The 19277-nt window shown below is 67.4% G+C and carries 17 protein-coding genes; 9 read left to right on the forward strand and 8 right to left on the reverse strand.

Going from position 1 to position 19277, the window contains the following annotated elements; translation table 11 throughout:
- Nucleotides 1–92 precede the first annotated feature (92 nt).
- From C3E99_RS08890 to C3E99_RS08920, 7 genes are all read left to right on the forward strand, one after another.
- On the forward strand, nt 93–1187 hold the full coding sequence (locus C3E99_RS08890) for an acyl-CoA dehydrogenase family protein (RefSeq protein ID WP_076075097.1): 1095 nt from the start codon (nt 93–95) through the stop codon (nt 1185–1187).
- Nucleotides 1184–2389 carry an acyl-CoA dehydrogenase family protein gene (locus C3E99_RS08895; RefSeq protein ID WP_076075095.1) on the forward strand — a complete coding sequence of 402 codons (1206 nt, stop codon included), beginning with the start codon at nt 1184–1186 and terminating at the stop codon, nt 2387–2389. Before C3E99_RS08890 ends, C3E99_RS08895 begins: the two co-directional genes overlap by 4 nt.
- 13 nt (nt 2390–2402) lie before the next feature.
- On the forward strand, nt 2403–3185 hold the full coding sequence (locus C3E99_RS08900) for an SDR family NAD(P)-dependent oxidoreductase (RefSeq protein WP_076075092.1): 783 nt from the start codon (nt 2403–2405) through the stop codon (nt 3183–3185).
- 28 nt (nt 3186–3213) lie between these two features.
- Complete coding sequence (locus C3E99_RS08905) at nt 3214–4464, forward strand: acetyl-CoA C-acetyltransferase (RefSeq protein ID WP_076075090.1); 1251 nt, start codon at nt 3214–3216, stop codon at nt 4462–4464.
- Nucleotides 4465–4533: 69 nt separating this feature from the next.
- Nucleotides 4534–5664: a CaiB/BaiF CoA transferase family protein gene (locus C3E99_RS08910; protein WP_076075087.1), complete on the forward strand. Its 1131-nt coding sequence runs from the start codon at nt 4534–4536 to the stop codon at nt 5662–5664.
- Between the two features lie 186 nt (nt 5665–5850).
- Complete coding sequence (locus tag C3E99_RS08915; RefSeq protein ID WP_067113149.1) at nt 5851–6654, forward strand: crotonase/enoyl-CoA hydratase family protein; 804 nt, start codon at nt 5851–5853, stop codon at nt 6652–6654.
- Between the two features lie 2 nt (nt 6655–6656).
- Nucleotides 6657–7436 carry a tyrosine-protein phosphatase gene (locus tag C3E99_RS08920; protein WP_067113146.1) on the forward strand — a complete coding sequence of 260 codons (780 nt, stop codon included), beginning with the start codon at nt 6657–6659 and terminating at the stop codon, nt 7434–7436.
- 754 nt (nt 7437–8190) lie between these two features.
- Here C3E99_RS08920 and C3E99_RS08930 read toward each other — a convergent pair.
- The 3 genes from C3E99_RS08930 to C3E99_RS08940 form a co-directional block, all read right to left on the reverse strand.
- Nucleotides 8191–9498: a Xaa-Pro dipeptidase gene (locus C3E99_RS08930; protein WP_083675071.1), complete on the reverse strand. Its 1308-nt coding sequence runs from the start codon at nt 9496–9498 to the stop codon at nt 8191–8193.
- A gap of 70 nt (nt 9499–9568) precedes the next feature.
- On the reverse strand, nt 9569–10300 hold the full coding sequence (locus C3E99_RS08935; protein WP_234002649.1) for a sulfotransferase: 732 nt from the start codon (nt 10298–10300) through the stop codon (nt 9569–9571).
- Complete coding sequence (locus C3E99_RS08940; protein WP_076075081.1) at nt 10297–11217, reverse strand: aminotransferase class IV; 921 nt, start codon at nt 11215–11217, stop codon at nt 10297–10299. The genes C3E99_RS08935 and C3E99_RS08940 overlap by 4 nt, the downstream gene beginning before the upstream one ends.
- 83 nt (nt 11218–11300) lie before the next feature.
- Here C3E99_RS08940 and C3E99_RS08945 point away from each other — a divergent pair, with 83 nt between their 5' ends.
- A complete protein-coding gene (locus C3E99_RS08945; protein WP_104959702.1) occupies nt 11301–12170 on the forward strand; it encodes a DMT family transporter in 870 nt (289 codons plus the stop codon).
- Here the strand turns inward: C3E99_RS08945 and C3E99_RS08950 are convergent.
- The 4 genes from C3E99_RS08950 to C3E99_RS08965 are packed head-to-tail and all read right to left on the reverse strand — an operon-like array spanning nt 12160 to nt 16274.
- On the reverse strand, nt 12160–12762 hold the full coding sequence (locus C3E99_RS08950; protein WP_104959703.1) for a phosphatase PAP2 family protein: 603 nt from the start codon (nt 12760–12762) through the stop codon (nt 12160–12162). The genes C3E99_RS08945 and C3E99_RS08950 overlap by 11 nt on opposite strands.
- Before the next feature lie 43 nt (nt 12763–12805).
- Complete coding sequence (locus C3E99_RS08955) at nt 12806–13477, reverse strand: hypothetical protein (protein ID WP_104959704.1); 672 nt, start codon at nt 13475–13477, stop codon at nt 12806–12808.
- Nucleotides 13478–13531: 54 nt separating this feature from the next.
- The gene (gene lpdA / locus C3E99_RS08960; RefSeq protein ID WP_076075074.1) at nt 13532–14947 is read right to left on the reverse strand and encodes a dihydrolipoyl dehydrogenase; all 1416 of its coding nucleotides are present in this window, start codon (nt 14945–14947) and stop codon (nt 13532–13534) included.
- A 1-nt stretch (nt 14948) separates the two neighbouring features.
- On the reverse strand, nt 14949–16274 hold the full coding sequence (locus C3E99_RS08965; RefSeq protein WP_104959705.1) for a pyruvate dehydrogenase complex dihydrolipoamide acetyltransferase: 1326 nt from the start codon (nt 16272–16274) through the stop codon (nt 14949–14951).
- A 159-nt stretch (nt 16275–16433) separates the two neighbouring features.
- Between C3E99_RS08965 and C3E99_RS08970 the strand changes: the two genes are divergently transcribed.
- Entirely contained in the window at nt 16434–16889 is a 456-nt protein-coding gene (locus C3E99_RS08970) for a universal stress protein (RefSeq protein WP_067113297.1), read from the forward strand.
- 424 nt (nt 16890–17313) lie between these two features.
- Here C3E99_RS08970 and C3E99_RS08975 read toward each other — a convergent pair whose 3' ends face one another.
- Nucleotides 17314–19257 (reverse strand): CocE/NonD family hydrolase, encoded by a 1944-nt coding sequence (locus tag C3E99_RS08975; RefSeq protein WP_076075070.1) that lies wholly within the window; start codon nt 19255–19257, stop codon nt 17314–17316.
- Nucleotides 19258–19277 lie beyond the last annotated feature (20 nt).

Here is a 19277-nt window from a genome sequence, read left to right on the forward strand (position 1 = left end):
TACGTCGCCGCCGCGCCGGAATTGACTTGACGTTTACGTCAACGTCCGGTTCATTGGCAAGAGCGAAGGGTGAGAGAAGGACAGGTGCGGCGATGACGATCCTCCACGACGAGGGCCAGCAGGCGATCGCGACCGAATCGCGGCGCGTCCTGGAGGCCCGCATGCGCAAGGAAGACCTTCTGCCGCTGCTCGAGGTCGAGGGGCGCTATCACGAAGGTTTCTGGGCGACCGCGAAGGAACAGGGCTGGACCGCCCTCGCGCTGCCCGAATCGCATGGCGGGCTGGCGCTCGGCCTCGTCGAGCTGGGACTGATCGCTCATCAGGCGGGGCGCACGCTGAGCGGCGCGCCTTTCCTGACCTCCGGCTTCGGCGCGGCCAAGGCGATCGAACTCTACGGCTCCGACGCGCAGAAGGCGCGCTGGCTTCCGGGCCTTGCGAGCGGCGACAGCATCGGGGCGATCGCCTTTGCATCGGGCGCCGATCCGCTGCCGGCGCAGCCCGGCGTGCGATTCGCCGACGGGCGGCTCGACGGCATCGCGCCCGCCGTGTCGGGCGGCGTCGCCGCCGACGTCGCGATCCTGTTCGCCGCCGGAGCGGACGGGCCGGTGCTGGCGATCGCCGATCTGGCCGGGGTCGAGCGGCGGACGGTCGCCAGTTTCGACAACAGTCGCTGTCTCGCCGACCTCGTTTTCGCGGGCACGCCCGCCGAGCGTCTGGAAACGGACGGCGCGGCGCGCGACGCGGCGCTGCACATCCTTGCGCTCCAGGCCGTCGTCACCGCGCACGAACAGACGGGCGGCGCCGAAGCGCTGATGGAGATCGCGCGCGACTATGCGGTGACGCGCAAGGCGTTCGGCCAGCCGATCGGCGCGTTCCAGTCGATCAAGCACCGCATCGCAGAGCTTTACGGCCTCGTCGAACTGGCGCGCGCCAATTGCATCCATGCCGCGGCACGCGATGGGGCGGAGGATTTCATCACCGCCGCCGCCGCTGCGCGGCTGTCGGCGACCGAGGCCTATGACAGTGCGGCGCGCGACTGCGTCCAGATTCACGGCGGCATCGGCGTGACGTGGGAGATCGGCCTGCACCTCCACATGCGCCGCGCGCGCAGCCTGGCGCTCGAACAGGGCAGCACCCTGTTCTGGGAGGATGTCCTCGTCGACCGTTTGGCGGGAGAAGGTGCATGAGCGATCTGGAAGGCTGGCGCGCCAAGGCGGCCGCATGGTGCGAGTCGATGGTGCCGCAATTCGGCAAGGCGGCGCGCAAGGGCCTGACCGTCGAAGAGGATCTCGCGCTCGGCCGCCGGTATCAGAAGGCGAAGTTCGACGCGGGATTCGCCGGCATCAACTGGCCGACCGATCTGGGCGGACAGGGGCTCGGCCATATCGAGAAGATCGCCTTCGAGGCCGAGGAGATGAAGCACGGTTTCCCGAACGTCTATTTCGGCATTTCGCTGGGGATGCCGGTGCCGGTGCTGATGCAGTTCGGCACCGACCGCGACTTCGTGAAGGAACGCGTGCTGAAGGCGCTGCAGGGCGAGGAAATCTGGTGCCAGCTTTTCTCCGAGCCGTCGGGCGGCACCGACCTGGCCGGCCTGCGCACCCGCGCCGAGACCGACGGCAACGGCTGGAAGATCAACGGGCAGAAGGTCTGGACGAGCTGGGCGCAATATAGCGACTATGGCGTCATCGTCGTGCGCACCGACCCGACCGTCGCCAAGCACAAGGGTCTGACCTATTTCTGGGTCGACATGAAGGCGCCGGGCGTCACGGTGCGCCCGATCAAGCTCGCGGGCGGCGACAGCCATGTCAACGAGGTGTTCTTCGACGATGTGCGGATCGGCGACGATCATCGCATGTCGCCGGTCGGCGGCGGCTTCGCGGTCGCGATGGCGACACTGATGATCGAGCGTTATGTCGCGACCGACAGCGCCGGCTTCGGCCCGCACCTCGACCTGTTCGTCGACCTGGCGAAAGAGGTGCGGCTGAACGGCCGTCCGGCGATCGAGGACGGTCGCATCCGGCAGCAGATCGCGCGCAACCATGCGATGCGCGCCGGGCTCGATTCGATCAACGTGCGCGCGCGGCTGATGATGCAGGCGGGGATGACGCCGGGGCCGGAGGGATCGCTGAACAAGCTGGTCGCGGTGCGCTCGCGCCAGAAGCTGTCCGAACTCGCGATCGATTTGCAGGGCGCGGCGGGCTTCGCGTTCGACGCGCACGCCTCCCCCAAGGACGACTGGGCGTCGAGCTGGATCAACGCCCCGACGGGCCGGATCGCCGGCGGGTCGGACGAGACGCTGCTCAACACGATCGCCGAGCGCATCCTCGGCCTGCCGCAGGATCATCGCCCCGACAAGGGCGTGCCCTTCAACGAGATACCAGCCTGACAGGAGCCTCCCCATGAAGATCGATTCCTCCACCGCAGCCGTTGTCACCGGCGGCGCATCGGGGCTGGGCCGCGCGACCGCCGAAGCGCTCGCCGCCGCCGGGGTCAAGGTGGCGATATTCGACATCAACGACGCGCTCGGCGAAGAGGTCGCGAAGGCGATCGGCGGACTGTTCGTCCATGTCGACATCACCGACGAGCAGTCGGTCGTCGACGGCTTTGCCACGGCGCGCGCGGCGCATGGGCAGGAACGCATCGCCGTCCACTGCGCGATGACGTCGCGCCGCGGCAAGACGCTCGCCTTCGACAAGGAAACCGGCAAATATCGCCGCACCCCGACCGCCGATTACGAATATGGCGTCGCGGGCATATTGACCGCCAGCTATCGCATCGGCTCGATCGCCGCCGAGGGCATGGCCAGCTTGCCCGAACTGGAGGATGGCGAGCGCGGCGCGATCGTCTTCACCGCGTCGGTCGCGGCGCAGGACGCGCAGATCGGGCAGGTCATCTACGGATCGGCCAAGGCGGGCGTGAACGGCCTCGTCCTGCCTATGGCGCGCGACCTGATGGACCTGGGCATCCGGGTCAATTCGATCATGCCGGGCGTGTTCGGCACGCCGCTGCTCGGCAATATGAACCCGAAGGTCAAGGAAAGCCTGGAGGCCTCCGTCCCCTTCCCCAAGCGCCTCGGCAAGGCCGAGGAATATGCGAGCCTGGCGATGGAGATGGTCCGCAACACCTATTTCAACGGCCAGTGCGTCCGCCTCGACGGCGCGATCCGCATGGCGCCGCGCTGATTTTCTCCCCAACGAAAGGAATAGATACATGTCCGAAGCCTATATCATCGACGCCGTCCGCACCCCGCGCGGCATCGGCAAGCCCGGCAAGGGCGCGCTGTCGCACCTGCACCCGCAGCACCTGGCCGCGACGGTGCTCGCCGCGATCCGCGACCGCAACAATCTCGACACCGCGACCGTCGACGACATCGTCTGGTCGACCTCGACGCAGGAAGGCAAGCAGGGCGGCGACCTTGGCCGCATGGCGGCGCTGGCCGCGGGTTACGACATCAAGGCCAGCGGCACGACGCTCGACCGCTTCTGCGGCGGCGGCATCAGCACGGTGAACTTCGCCGCCGCCAGCGTGATGAGCGGCATGGAGGATTGCGTCATCGCCGGCGGCACCGAGATGATGAGCTATCAGCAGCAACTGTCCGCCGAACGCGCCAACGCCGGTCTGCCGCAGCGCATGATGGGATCGGGAAATCCCGAACTCGACGCGCTGCACCCGCAATCGCACCAGGGCGTGTGCGGCGACGCGATCGCGACGATGGAGGGGATCAGCCGCGAGGCGCTCGACGCCCTCGCGCTCGTCAGCCAGCAGCGCGCCGACAAGGCGATCAAGGAAGGCCGCTTCGCCAGGTCGGTCGTCCCCGTTCACAACCCGGATGGCAGCGTCGCGCTCGACCGCGAGGAATTTCCGCGCCCCGAAACCACCGCCGAAGGGCTGGCGGCGTTGAAGCCCAGCTTTACCGCCCTCGCCGATTTCGACCTCGGTGATGGAACGACCTTCCGCAAGCAGATCAACCGCCGCTATCCCGATCTCGAAATCCAGCATTTCCACCATGCCGGCAACAGCTCGGGCGTCGTCGACGGCGCGGCGGCGGTCCTGCTGACCTCAAAGGATTATGCCGACAAGCACGGGCTGAAGCCGCGCGGTCGCATCGTCGCCTATGCCAATATCGGCGACGATCCGACGCTGATGCTCAACGCCCCGGTCCCGGCGGCGAAGAAGGTGCTCGAAAAGGCGGGCCTCGGGAAGGAGGACATCGACGTCTGGGAAATCAACGAGGCCTTCGCGGTGGTCGCCGAAAAGTTCATCCGCGACCTCGACCTCGATCGCGGGAAGGTGAACATCAACGGCGGCGCGATGGCGCTCGGCCACCCGATCGGCGCCACCGGCTCGATGCTGATCGGCACCGCGCTCGACGAGCTCGAGCGTTCGGGCGGCCGCTACGGCCTCGTCACCATGTGCGCCGCGGGCGGCATGGCGCCGGCGATCATCATCGAACGCATCTGAGGCGATTATCGCCACCCGCGAGCGCTTCGCTCCGCTCGCGGGTGGCGACGAACGGACAGGAGACACGACATGACCGGACCGCTCAGGGGCGTCAGGATCATCGAGTTCGCCGGCATCGGCCCCGGCCCCTTCTGCGGCATGATGCTCGCGGACCATGGCGCCGAGGTGATCCGCATCGACCGTCCGGGCGGGTTCATGGACCCCCGCGATCCGCTGTCGCGCGGGCGCACCTCGATCGCGCTCGACATGAAGAACCCGCAGGCGGTCGAGATCGCGCGCGACCTGTGCAAAAGCGCCGACGGCATCATCGAGGGCTATCGCCCCGGCGTGATGGAGCGGCTGGGGCTCGGGCCCGAGGTGCTGCTCGCCGACAATCCGAAGCTCGTCTATGGCCGCATGACCGGCTGGGGCCAGTTCGGTCCCTATGCCCAGTCGGCGGGGCACGACATCAACTATATCGCGCTGTCGGGCGTGCTGCACACGGTCGGCCGCGCCGGCGAGAAGCCGACGCCGCCCGTCAACTATGTCGGCGATTTCGGCGGCGGCGGCATGATGCTCGCCTTCGGCATGGCCAGCGCGCTGCTCCACGCGGCGAAGACCGGCGAAGGCCAGGTCATCGACTGCGCGATGACCGACGGGTCGGCGCTGCTCGCGGGCATGACCTGGGGCTTCCGCGCCATGGGCCGGCTGCACGACGAGGCGGGGGTCAACATGCTCGACAGCGGCGCCCATTTCTATGACACCTATCGCTGCGCCGACGGCAAGTTCATCTCGATCGGATCGATCGAGCCGCAATTCTATGCGCTGCTGCGCGAGAAGACGGGGCTCGACAAGGACCCCGCCTTCGACGCGCAGATGGACCCCGCGCAATGGGGCCCGCTCAAGGACAGGCTGACCGCGCTGTTCGCGACGAAGACCCGCGATGAATGGTGCGCGCTGATGGAGATGACCGACGTCTGCTTCGCGCCCGTGCTCTCGCTCGACGAGGCGCCGAAGCATCCGCACAATGTCGAGCGCGAAACCTTCGTCACCATCGGCGGCGCGACCCAGCCCGCCCCGGCGCCGCGCTATTCGGCGACGGTGAACGACATGCCGCGGGCGGCGCCGCAGGTCGGCGGCGACGGCGATGCGCTGCTGGCCGGGCTCGGCTATGACGCCGACCGGATCAAAGCGCTGCGCGAGGGCGGCGCGGTTCGCTAGAGCACCGCGGGTTAAACCTGAACCATTTGCCCCCCGCTTTCGCGGGGGCAGGCTCCGAGCTTGTCGAAGCACCGTCCTTTCTCTTACGGAGTCAGAGAAAGGACGGTGCTTCGACAAGCTCAGCACGAACGGGTACAATTTGATGTCTCGATGCTCCAGAGTCGGGATTCTAGAGGAGATAAGGGCGTGGGTGAATTTCTGAGTGTCGAACGGCGGGGCAAGATTGCCATCCTGACGATGAGCAAGCCCGAAAGCATGAACGCGATCGGAACGCATGCGGATTGCGACGACATCATCGACACGCTGCGCGCGCTGGGCGAGGATCGCGGCGTCAGCGCGATCATCCTGACCGGCAGCGGCAAGGCGTTCAGCGCCGGCGGCAACCTGAAGAGCATGCAGGAACGGCAGGGGATCGGGGTGCTCGACCAGCCCGATTCGACCCGCGCCAACTATCGCCGCGGCGTGCAGGCGGTGATCCGCGCGCTGATGGACTGCGAGGTGCCGATGATCGCGGCGGTGAACGGCCACGCCATCGGGCTCGGCTGCGATCTTGCCTGCACCTGCGATATCCGCATCGCGGCCGAGAGCGCCAAATTCGCGTGCAGCTTCATCAAGGTCGGGATCGTCCCCGGCGACGGCGGCGCCTGGCTGCTCCAGCGCGTGCTCGGCTATCCGCGCGCCGCCGAGCTGTTCCTGACCGGCGACCGTTTCGACGCGGCGACGGCGAAGGACTATGGCCTCGTCACCGAGGTCGTGCCCGATGCCGACCTGCTCGACCGCGCCGTCGCGATCGCCGAGCGCATCGTCTGCAACCCGCCGCGCGCGCTGCGGCTGACCAAGCGGCTGATGCGCGAGGCGCAGCACAGCCGGATGAGCGACATCCTCGAACTCAGCGCCGCTTATCAGGCGATCGTCCACGAAACCGCCGACAACCGCGAAGCGATCAACGCCTTCGTCGAAAAGCGCGCGCCGGTGTTCACGGGAGACTGACCATGGCCGCCGACCGCGTCCTGCCGCTTTCGGGCGTCCACAATTTCCGCGATTACGGCGGCTATGGCGTCGAGGGCGGCGGGCAGCTGCGCAGCGGCGTGCTGTGGCGGTCGGCGCAGCACGAGGCGGCGACCGACGACGACCTCGCCGCGCTCGACGCGCTGGGCCTCGAAACGGTCGTCGACCTGCGCGGCGACGACGAGCGCGAACTGCATCCGTGCCGCCGATCGGATCGGTTCGCGGCGCGCGTGCTGTTCGCGGGCGGCATCACCGCGGGCCTCGCCCCGCACCTTCAGGCGGCGGGCGGCGCGATCGACGTCGAGACGGCGCGGGCGCGGATGATCGACACCTATGCCGCCATGCCCTATCGCCCCGCGCTCGTCGCGACGCTGCGCCTCTATCTGTCGGCGCTCGCCGAATATGATGCGCCGAGCCTCGTCCATTGCGTCGCTGGCAAGGACCGCACCGGCTTTGCGGTCGCGATCGTCCACCGCCTGCTCGGCGTGCACGAGGACGACCTGATGCACGACTATCTGCTCACCAACACGGCGGGCAAGATCGAGGAGCGGATCGCCCAGGGTGCCGCGCATATCCGCCAGCGCTATGGGGGCGAGATCAAGGACGACGCGGTTCGCGCGCTGATGTCGGTCAACCCCGCCTACCTCGACGCCGCGCTGGCCACGGTGCGGCGCGATCATGGCGACATCGCGGGCTATGCCGAGGCGGTGCTGAACGTCACTCCCGAAATGCGCGAGGCGATGGTCGACAAGCTGGTCGTCTGAACGGCGGTTTCCCGGACCGGCGACCGTTTCGACGCGGCGAAAGCTGGAGCCGCTGGCGGTCTGTAATGGCGATCCGTCCTAAGGCGTGTGGGGATTCATCTTGCGACTGTCCTTTATCGTGTGTCCCCGCGAAGGCGGGGACCCATCTGCGGTGGTTTCGAGATGGAACCGGCCGAAGATGGACCCCCGCCTTCGCGGGGGAACACGGCTTTATACAATATCGCGGCGATAGACTCTGAATCCCCACAGACCTTAGGACGGATCGACATTCAGCTCTGGCGGCCTGCAAATAGCGGCTTTGCGAGTTTCCGGTGCTCACGTGCCATCAGCACGCTGCGCTCCGGGTCTCGCAAATCCACCATTTTGACCTGTGGTCGTCTTCGACTCCGGCTCGCCATCCTCTGAATGTCGATCCGTCCTAGGCCGTGATGACATCGAATGGAATCGTCATTGCGAGCGGCGAAGCCGCGCGGCAATCCAGAGCGTGCGCAAACCGCCCTGGATTGCTTCCTCCGGATCAGGTCGGCGTTTATACCCTTGAGACAGGGACGCTGGTGATCCCCGGCGAAAGCCGGGGTCCATGCGAGGCAGGCGCACGTAGCTGGACCCCGGCTTTCGCCGGGGAACGCTCACCTGTCGGAAGGGGATAATTGCCGATCAGGTCCGGGGTCGCAATGACGAAGTGGGTCAATCCAAAGTCATCGGATTCTAGCTTTCGCGGGGATGACGTTTCCCTGTTTTCGCCGGGCGACGTCTATTCGCTCTTTACCAGCGCCCCGCCCTTCACCACCGCCGCGACATGCTCCAGCCGCGTCACGTCGGCCAGCGGGTCGCCGTCGACCGCGATGATGTCGGCATAGCGGCCGACCGCAATCGCGCCGACGTCGCCGGTCATTCCCAGCGCCTCGGCGCCGTTGACGGTCGCGGCGCGGATCGCCTGCAGCGGGGTCATGCCCCATTCGACCATTTTCGCGAACTGCTTGCCATTGTCGCCGTGGGGGTAGACGCCGGCGTCGGTGCCGAAGATCATCCGCACCCCCGCCTTGACCGCGCGCTGGAAGGTCTGGCGCTGCGCGAGGCCGATCGCCTTTTCCTTGTCGAGGCTTTCCTGCTCGGTGCCGTTGGCGGTGCCGGTCGCGAGGATATAATCGTCGTTGTAGATATCCATGTCGAACCAGGTCTTGTGCTCGACCGCGAGTCGGATCGCCTCGTCGCTCGCCAGGCTGCAATGTTCGATCGTGTCGATTCCGGCGCGGATCGCGGTCTTGATCCCGTCGTCGCCATGCGCGTGCGCCGCGACCTTCAGCCCCAGCATATGCGCCTCGTCGGCGATCGCCTTCATCTCGTCGAAGGTGAGTTGCTGCGCGCCGACGCTGTCGCCGAGCGAAAAGACGCCGCCGGTCGCGCAGATCTTGATCGCGCGGGCGCCATATTTGTGCAGCCAGCGCACCTTGGCGCGCGCTTCCTCGGGACTGTCGACGATCGACGGCTGCTTGCGGTCCATCGACGGCGGCAGCCCGCCGCTGTCGCAATGTCCGCCGGTCGCGCCCAGCGCCCAGCCCGCGGGGATGATCCGCGGCCCGGCGATATGACCGCCCTCGATCGCCTGCTTGAGCCCGACGTCGCCGAAATCGGCCGAGCCGAGGTTGCGGACGGTGGTGAAGCCGGCGTCGAGTATCTTCTTTGCATTGGCGACGCCGACGACGGTCCAGAAGCTGTCGGTGTAGCGCAGTCCCTGATAGCCGCCGACTTCCGCCAGCGAGGTCAGGTGGACGTGCATGTCGATCAGCCCGGGCAGCAGCGTGCGGTCGCCGAGGTCGATCTGCTTCACGTCGCTGCCCCAGCGCACGGTGCGCGCGTCGGCAATGTTCGCGATGCGGCCGTCGGCCCCGACGAAGATCGCCGGATGCTCGACCGTCTTGCCGGTCAGCACGTCGACATAGCGCGAGGCGGTGATCACCGTCTGCCCGCCATCGGCCTGCGCCGCGTTCGCGGCGAAGAATGCGCCCGCGCCCAAGGCGATTGCGCGCAGGAAACCGCCGAACTTCACACTGGATTGCATATCCGCCCCCGTTGTTGGTGCCCGCGACCCTGATGGCAAAAAGCGGCGCGGCAGGACAGCGGAAAAGGTCTCAGATCGAAATCTTGTGGCGCGCCAGATAATCATAATCGGCGCGGCACGCATCGGCGACCGCGCGCGCCGCGGGGTCGAGATCGGGCATCGGCTTGTCGGGCGCGCCGAAGCCGGTGCTCGCCGCGACCGCGTCGTACCAGTGCGACGCCCAGATGCCGTCGGTGTCGCGCAGCCCCGCCCGCCAATGCAGCATCGCCGGGTCCCAGGCGATGCCGAGCGCTTCGCACAGCCGGGCGAGCATATTGGCGGGGTCGCGCAGGATGTCAGCGCTGTCGACAACCGGCGGCGCGTGGCCGAGCCGGTCGGCCTCGCGGTCGAAATATTCGACCTGCTTCGCGGTGCCGAGATGCTCAGGCCGCACCGCCTCGCGCTTTGCGGCATAGCTCGCGACGACGCGCGCCGGGTCGCGGATCAGGAAGGCATGGCGCAGCCCCGGCAGGTCGTGGTGCGCGACCGGGCCGACCATGTGATGCGCCATATGCTTCTGGTACCAGACGGCCTTCCCGGCGGGGCACGGCCCGGTCATGCTGCGCGCGACGCCGGTCCAGTCGCAATCCATGTCGGCGATCACCGCGTCGGCCATCGGCTGCGGATCGCCCGTCGCCTTCAGATAGGCACCATAGAAGGGCTCGTCGGTGACGAAGGTGTCGGCGCGGCTGCCGAAGCTGCGCATCATCGCGGTCGACAGGTTGCGCGGCCCCGACCACATGGCGATGCGGACGGTCGTCACGGCCGCCCCCGCTCCGCGATGTCGCGCTCGATCAACTGCTTGTAGAGCCCCTGCAGCCGCTCGACCATCGGGCCCCTGCCCTCGGTCAGCCGGCGGCCGTCGATCGTGTGCGCCGGGACGACGCCGGCGAAGGTGCCGGTGACGAACGCCTCGTCGGCGCCATAGACGTCGGTGAGCGAGAAATTCTTCTCGAACACCGGGATGCCGTTTTCGCGGCAGATGCGGATAACGTTGCCGCGCGTGATGCCGCCGAGGCAATAGTCGCCGCTCGACGTCCACACCTCGCCCTTGCGGACGATGAAGAAATGGGTCGAATTGCACGTCGCGACGAAGCCGTGCGGGTCGAGCATCAGCGCCTCGTCGGCGCCCGCCTGCGCCGCCTGGATGCAGGCGGTGATGCAGTTGAGCTTCGAATGCGAATTGAGCTTGGGGTCCTGCACCGCGGGGTCGCCGCGGCGGACGTGGACTGTGAAGAGCGAAAGCCCCGTTTCCACCGTCGCGGGCAGCGGGTCCTTGTGCTCGGCGATGATGACGATCGTCGCGGGCGAGATGACGACGCGCGGGTCCTGATAGGGTGTCGAGCGGATGCCGCGCGTCACCATCAGCCGGATGTGGCAGCCGTCCATGCCGTTGGCGTCGATCGTGTCGTAGAGCCGTCGCTCCAGTTCCGCGCGCGACAGGCCGATATCCATCGCGATCGCCTTCGCGCCTTCCCACAAGCGGTCGAGATGCTGGTCGAGGAAGGCCATGCGCCCCTTGTGGACGCGAATCCCTTCCCACACGCCGTCGCCGAGCATGAAACCGCTGTCGAACACCGACACGCTCGCCTCGGCGCGCGGGACGAGCGCGCCGTTGACGTTGATCAGGATCGCATCGTTGCGCGGGTCGGGGGCGAAGTCGTGGGTGCCATGTGCCATGCACGCGACGTTAGTCCGTTCGGCGCGACTGTCGAGGGTGATTGATCGGCGCTGGCAATCGGATAGGAAGGTCCGGGCTTCCCATGACCTTTCTCTCGCTCGGCCTCGTCGTTCTCGCCGCCCTGATCCATGCGACGTGGAACCTGCTCGCGAAGCGCGCGGCGCACGCCGGCGTCGCGTTCGTCTTCGCCTATAATCTGGTCGCGGGTATCGCCTATGCGCCGTGGGTCGCGTGGATCTTGCTGAGCGACGGCATGGCGTGGAGCCTGCCCGTCGCGGGCGTCATCCTGCTGTCGGCGCTTATCCATCTCGCCTACAGCCTGTGCCTCCAGCGCGGCTATCAGGTCGCCGATCTGTCGGTCGTCTATCCGATCGCGCGCGGCACCGGGCCGATGCTCGCGTCGGTCGGCGCCGTCGTGCTGCTCGGCGAAGCGATCAGCGCGCCGGGGCTGGCGGGGCTGCTGCTCGTCGTCGCCGGCATAGGACTGATCGCGACGCAGGGCCACTTCGCCGCCTTCCGCAGCGCGGAGGCGCACCGCGGCGTGCGCTGGGGGCTCGGCACCGGCGCGCTGATCGCCGCCTATACGGTCGTCGACGGCTGGGCGGTGAAGCGGCTCGGCGTGCTTCCCGTCGTGCTCGACTGGCTGTCGAACACGCTGCGCTTCTTCTTCCTGCTGCCGGTGATCCTGCGCGACCCGCGGGGGAACATGGCGCGGATGCGCGGGCATTGGCGCCTCGCGATCGCGGTCGGGCTGCTGTCGCCCGCTTCCTATATCCTCGTGCTGACGGCGCTGCGGATGGGCGCGCCGGTCCATGTCGTCGCGCCGACGCGCGAAATGTCGATGATGGCCGGCGCGCTGTTCGGGATGATCTTCCTGGGCGAGGCGGTCGGGCGCTGGCGGCTCGCGGGCTGCCTGCTGCTCGTCGTCGGCGTCGTGCTGCTCAGCGGCTGACGCGCCCGCTCCCCGCAACCGCGAGCGCGCATCCCGCGCCGAGCAGCGTGCCGCCCACGACATCGCTCGTCCAGTGCACGCCGAGCATCACCCGCGACAGCGCGGTCAGCAGGATCGCGAGCGCCGCGAAACCGGCCGCCGCCGGACGCCAGCGCGGCGGGACGAGCAGCGCGAGCGCGATCACGATCGCCGCGACGCTCGTCGCATGACCGCTGGGATAGGACCAGTTCGACACCTGATCGAGGTGCGGGACAAGGTCGGGGCGCGGCCGGCCGTAGACAGTCTTCAGCAGGCTCGACGCCAGATTGGCGACGAGCGCCGCGCCGAACAGCCGCAGCGCCGCCTGCCTGTCCACCCAGCGCCAGAGCGAAAGGCACAGGATGAGGACGAGAGCCCAGCGCGCGACGCCGCCGCCGAACCAGCTCACGCCTTGCAGAAAAGCGATCAGTGCGGGCGCCGCTATGCCCTCGCGCAGCGCCAATGCCTTCGACAGGCGTTCATCGACAGGGGTCAGAGCGCCGGTCGCGAAGCCGAGCAGCAGCGCGGCGGCGACCAGCAATGCGGCCCAAAAAAGCGAACTGCGCGCGGTCATCTCCGGCGCCTAAGCGACCGCGAAGCGCCGCGCAAGCGGGCGGTCAGGCGACCTTGCGGCCGAACGTCGGGCGGGGACGCAGGCCGGGCGTCGCGGCAGGCGCCTCGGGCCGGGGCGCCGGGCGATGGGCGAGATAGCGCGCGAGCGCCGCGTCGGCGTCGAACGCGTCGCCGCGCGGGGCGCCTTCGAGCGGATCGCGACCGCGCTCCAGCCTCGCGGTCGCGGACGCTGTCGGTTCCATTGCGGCCGCGGGGACCTGCCCGGCATGCGCCGCCTGCAGGTCGCCGACGAGCGAATCGAGATCGCGCTTCTTCACGTCGAGCACCGATGCGGCAAGGCGGATCGTCCGCGTTCCGAACACGCCGCCTTCGACCTTGAAGTCGATGAAATTCTGCCGGCTCACCGGAATGAAGCCATACATGCGGGTGACGAGCTGGCTGCGGCCGATGCTGCGGACCTGCGACCAGCGGAGGCGCTCCGACGACCAACTCGTCGCGACGCGCACCCCGGCGGCGTCATATTCGAGCGCCACGCCATCACCGAGCAGCCGCTTGATGCTCGACGCCGAAGCGAGCGGCCCCGCAACGATCAGGACGACGCCGAGAACGGCGAGCAGACCGCCGCCGAACAGCATCGGCAACCCCATCGCCGGCAGGACGATCCCCGCCAGCGTTCCGATGACGAGCTTTCCGGTCCCGAACCTGATCGTGCGCATGGCCGTCCCCTTCACCGGCCGGCATAGCGCGCAAAGCTTAAGAAATCGGCGACCTCAGATGTGCAGCGCGCGGCCCCAGGCGCCGAGCACGGCTTCGTGCATCGTCTCGCTGATCGTCGGGTGCGGAAAGACCGTGTGCATGAAATCCGCCTCGACCAGTTCGGCTGTCTTGCCGACGGTATAGCCCTGGATCATCTCGGTCACCTCGGCGCCGACCATATGCGCGCCGAGCAGTTCGCCCGTCTTCGCGTCGAAGACCGTCTTCACGAAGCCGTCGACCTCGCCCAACGCGATCGCCTTGCCGTTGCCGACGAAGGGGAAGTTGCCGACCTTCACCTCGTGCCCCGCTTCCTTCGCCTTCGCCTCGGTCAGGCCGACCGACGCAATCTGCGGGTGGCAGTAGGTACAGCCGGGGATGTTGCGCGCGTCCATCGGATGCGGGTGGACATCCTTGTTGCCCAGTTCCTGCGCGATCGCTTCGGCCGCGATCACGCCTTCGTGGCTCGCCTTGTGCGCGAGCCACGGCGGCGCGGTGACGTCGCCGATCGCCCACAGCCCCTTCACATTGGTGCGGCAATAAGGGTCGGTGTCGATATGCCCCTTGGTGGTCTTCACGCCGAGCGTGTCGAGCCCGACGCCCTCGGTATTGGGCAGGATGCCGATCGCGACGATCGCATGGCTGTAATCACCCGCCTGGACCTTGCCGTCCTTCGTCTTGATCTTTGCCGAGACGCCGTTGCCGGTCGCCTTCAGCTCCTCGACCCCGGCACCGGTCAGGATCGTCATGCCCTGTTTCTTCAGCGATTTTTCGAGGAAGCTCGACACGTCGGCATCCTCGACGGGGACGATGCGGTCGAGCATCTCGACCACGGTCACTTCGGCGCCCATGTCGTTGTAGAAGCTCGCAAACTCTATCCCGATCGCGCCCGACCCGATGACGAGCAGCTTCTTCGGCATTTCGGCCGGCGTCATCGCGTGGCGATAGGTCCAGATGCGCTTGCCGTCGGCGGGCGCGAAGGGCAGATCGCGCGCGCGGGCGCCGGTCGCGACGATGATATGCTTGGCGGTCAGGGTTTCGGTTCCCTTCTCGCCCTTCACTTCCAGTTTCCCGGGCGCGGTGAGCTTGCCGTCGCCCATATGGACGGTGATCTTGTTCTTCTTCATCAGGTGCGTGACGCCCTGGTTGAGCTGCTTCGCGACCCCGCGGCTGCGCTTCACCACCGCGTCGAGATCGGCGCTGATGCTCGCCGCGGCGAGGCCGTAATCCTTGGCGTGCTGCATATAATGATAGATTTCGGCCGAGCGCAGCAGCGCCTTGGTCGGAATGCAGCCCCAGTTGAGGCAGATGCCGCCGAGATTCTCGCGCTCGACGATCGCGGTCTTCAGGCCCAGCTGCGCCGCGCGGATCGCCGCGACATAGCCGCCGGGCCCCGAACCGAGGACGATGAGATCGTAGTTGGTGTCAGCCATGTTACGCCACCAGTCCGAGCGGGTTTTCGACGATCTGCTTGAACGCCTGCATCAGTTGCGCGCCGTCGGCGCCGTCGATGGCGCGGTGGTCGAAGCTGCCGGTTGCCGACATCACCGTGGCGATGGCCAGCGCGTCGTCGACGATCCACGGCCGTTTCTCGCCTGCGCCGATCGCCATGATCATGCCCTGCGGCGGGTTGATCACCGCGTCGAACTGGCTGATGCCGAACATGCCCATGTTGCTGATGCTCGCGGTGCCGCCCTGATATTCGTGGGGCTGGAGCTTGCCCTCCTTGGCGCGGCCCGCGAGTTCCTTCATCTCGGTCGAGATCTTGCTCACCGATTTCTCGTCGGCGCCGACGATGATCGGGGTGATGAGGCCGGCGGGGACGCTGACCGCGACCGAGATGTCGGCGCGGCTGTAGCTGATGAGCTGGTCGCCGGCGAAGCTGACGTTGCACTTGGGCACCTGAACCAGCGCCTTGGCGAGCGCCTTGATGAGCAGGTCGTTGACGCTGAGCTTGATCCCCTGCGGTTCCAGCGCCGCGTTGAGCTCGCCGCGCAGTTTGAGCAGCCGGTCGAGCTGGATATCGACGGTCAGGTAGATGTGCGGGATCGTCTGCTTCGCCTCGGTCAGGCGGCGCGCGATCGTCTTGCGCATGTTGCTGAGCTTGTCGGCGGTATGCGGGATATCGGTTTCGAACGGTGCCGCCTGCTGCGGCGCAGCGGCTGGGGCCGGAGTCGCCGCGGCGGCTTGCGCCGGAGCGGCGGCGGTGGCGGGCGCGCCCTCGAGGTCGGCCTTGACGATGCGGCCGCCGGGGCCGCTGCCATTGACCGCCGACAGGTCGATGCCCTTTTCAGCGGCGATACGCCTGGCGAGCGGGCTGGCCTTGATCCTCTCCCCCTTCTCCATTTGTCCTGACCCCGGATCGCGTCCGGGGGAAGGACCGTCCTTTTTCGCGGCGGTCGCCGAAGAGGAGGACGGCGCTTCGACAGGCTCAGCGCGAACGGGTTCAGGGGTGGGTGCGGAAGCAGCAGCGGCAGGTGCCGGCGCCGGCGCGGCCTTCGCCGTGCCCGCATCCTCGCCCTCGCCCGCGATCACCGCGATCACCGTTCCGACCTTCACATTGTCGGCGCCTTCGGGAACGAGAATCTGCGCGATCGTGCCCTCGTCGATCGCTTCGAATTCCATCGTCGCCTTGTCGGTCTCGATCTCGGCGAGCAGGTCGCCCGACTGGACCGTGTCGCCCTCCTTGACCAGCCATTTGGCAAGCGTCCCCTCCTCCATCGTCGGCGAAAGGGCGGGCATTTTGAGTTCGATGGGCATCGTTGTTCTGGTTCCTGTCACTTGGGAGGCGAAGCCTGCCGTAACGGCTTTCCCCCTCGCCATACGCATTCGCCGGGTCAAGGTCCAGCGGGTGGAACTTGCGTTTCATACGAATGTGCCGCACTCTTCCAGTGGCAAAAGGCATAAGGGGTCGGGGGTATGCGGACCTATCTGGTGGTGATCGACGATAGCCCCGAAGCGACGCTGGCGCTGCGCTTTGCGGCGCGGCGCGCGGCGCGGACGGGCGGCGGGGTGATGGTGCTGGCCATCGTGCCGCCGCAGGATTTCCTCGCCTTCGGCAGCGCGCAGGCGACGATCGAGGCAGAGGCGCGCGAACAGGCGGAAGCGCTGGCATCGTCCGCCGCCGCCGCGATCGCGCAGGAAGCCAATATCTCGCCGCAGATCCTGATCAAATCGGGCAAGCCCGCCGAGGTGGTGCGCGAGGTGATCGGCGAAAGCGACGAGGTCGCGGCGCTGGTGCTCGCAACCGCCGCCAGCGGCGCGCCGGGCCCGCTCGTCACCCATTTCACCGGGCACGATGCGGGTACCCTGCCCTGCCCGGTGATGCTGGTCCCGGGCGGCATCGACATCGCGCGGCTCGACGCGCTGAGCTAGAGCGTCGAACGGTAAATCCGCATCCCTCACAATCCGTTCGTGTCGAGCGAAGTCGAGACACCCATCGGCGTGGAGCAAGGTCGATGGGTGTCTCGACTTCGCACGACACGAACGGAACAGGGATTCAGATTAAAGGCTCGATACTCTAGACTCGGATGACATCAGATGGCCTCGTCATTGCGAGCGGCGAAGCCGCGCGGCAATCCAGAGTGGGCGGTAACCGCTCTGGATTGCTTCCCCCGGATCAGGTCCGGGGTCGCAATGACGAAGCGGGTCAATCCAAAATCATCAGAGTCTGGCGTTTTTCGGATGTAAAGAAGCCGGGGCGTAGATGGCATGGCGCCGCTCCGCGTGGCCCCCGGCTTTCGCCGTGGAACGGCTGGAGAATGCTTCCGACCGGGTTCCGGGCGCGAGCCGATCGCCCCTATCGCGCCACTTTGGCCGCCGACTGATCAACCGGCACCACGGGCAGCAGCACGCCGCTCGCGGTGTCGCCGCCCTGCAGGATCGTCACCTCCTGCTTCCGGTAATCCTCGGGCCGCGCGAGGAAGATGTTGGGGACGAAGGTCTGCGGATTGCGGTCGTAGAGCGGGAACTGGCTCGACTGGATCTGCACCATGATGCGATGCCCGGGCTGGAACACATGGTTCACGGTCGGCAGGCGGAATTTGTACGTCTGGGTGACGCCCGAGGGGATGGCGGTCGGCTGCGCGAAGCTGTCGCGATAGCGGCCGCGGAAGATGTCCTGGCTGATCGCGAGCTGATAGCCGCCCATTTCGGGCTTCGCCGCGACCTCGGCCGGATAGACGTCGATCAGCTTGACGATGAAATCGACGTCCGAACCCGTGATCTGCGCGAAGATGTTCGCCAGCGGCGCGCCCGAAACGCGCACCGGCGCCGTCAGCACGTCGGTCTGCCAGGTCAGCACGTCGGGGCGGCCGTCGACGTGGCGCTGGTCGCTGACCAGCCAGTCGCCCCAGCGGCCGTCGCGAAAGTTCACCGGGCGCGGCAGGTGCGGCACGGGCTTCGCCGGGTCGGCGATATAGCTGGTGCTGCCCGGCTGCGGCGGCGCGAAGCCGAGCGTTCCGTCGGGGCCGACATAGATGGGAGTCAGCGGCGCCTGGCATCCGCTTTCGCAGGCAAGCGGCCAGGTGCGGAAACGGTCCCAGCGATTCTCGCCGGTGTTGTAGATCGCGGCGGCGGGCATCGCGACCGGCGGACCGTCCTTCAGATAATGGTTGAAGAAGGGCAGCACCATGTCCTCGCGGAACTGCGCCGCGGTGTCGCCGTCCCACTGGAAGGGGCCGAGCGAGCGCCCCTCGCGATTGACCTGGCTGTGGCGCCACGGGCCCATGACGAGGAAATTATTCCCCATCCGGCCCTTCGCCTTCAGCGCCTCCCACGTCGTGATCGCGCCATACATGTCCTCCTGGTCCCACAATCCCTGCTCCCACAGCGTCGGGACGTTCGACGGGTTCGCGGCGACGAGCTTGTCGAGCGCCTGCTGCTGCCAGAAATCGTCATAGGCGACGTGCTTCAGCATCTTCTGCCAGAAGGGCAGCTGGTCGTATCCGACCGCCTTCGCCCAATCGTTCGCCGAGCCGCGACGGAAATTGTCATAGTCGTCATAGCCGCCGGTGGACGGCACCTTGCCCTCCGCCTTGTAGCCCGTCTGGCCGCCGATCCACGCGATGTTGGCGAGGCGGAAGGCGCCGTGATGGAACCAGTCGTCGCCCATCCAGCCGTCGATCATCGGGCTTTCGGGCGCCGCGACCTTCAGCGCCGGATGCGGGTTCAGCAGCGCCATGACGACGGTGAAGCCTTCGTAGGACGATCCGATCATGCCGACGCGGCCGTTCGATTCGGGCAGGTTCCTGCGGTTCACCAGCCAGTCGATCGTGTCCCACGCGTCGGTGATGTGATCGACCCTGGTCGGATTGAGCGGGCCGACCGGCGGGCGGTTGACGATATAATCGCCCTCCGACCCATATTTGCCGCGGACGTCCTGATAGACGCGGATATAGCCGTCCTTCACGAACATCTCGTCGGCGAGCGGCAGGGTCGACAGCATGCTGGCGCTGTCCATGCGGTTCGCGCGGCCCTTGGCGTTATAGGGGGTGCGGGTGAGGACGATCGGGGCGTCCTTCGCCCCCTTGGGCACGACGATGACGGTATAGAGGCGCGTACCGTCGCGCATCGGGATCATCTCGACGCGCTTGTCGTAATCGGCGTGGTCGCTGGGGATCGTGAAGCTGTCCGGAATGTCGCTCGCGGTCGGTGTCGACCTGGGCGCCTCGGCCGCGCCGGTCAGTGACGCGCCGGCCAGCGCGACCGCCGACAAGGTCATGAACAGGAACGAGCGGACCATGCGAACCCCCTTGATGTCGA

The sequence above is a fragment of the Sphingopyxis sp. MG genome, from assembly GCF_002953155.1.
GTDB classification, from domain to species: Bacteria; Pseudomonadota; Alphaproteobacteria; order Sphingomonadales; family Sphingomonadaceae; genus Sphingopyxis; species Sphingopyxis granuli.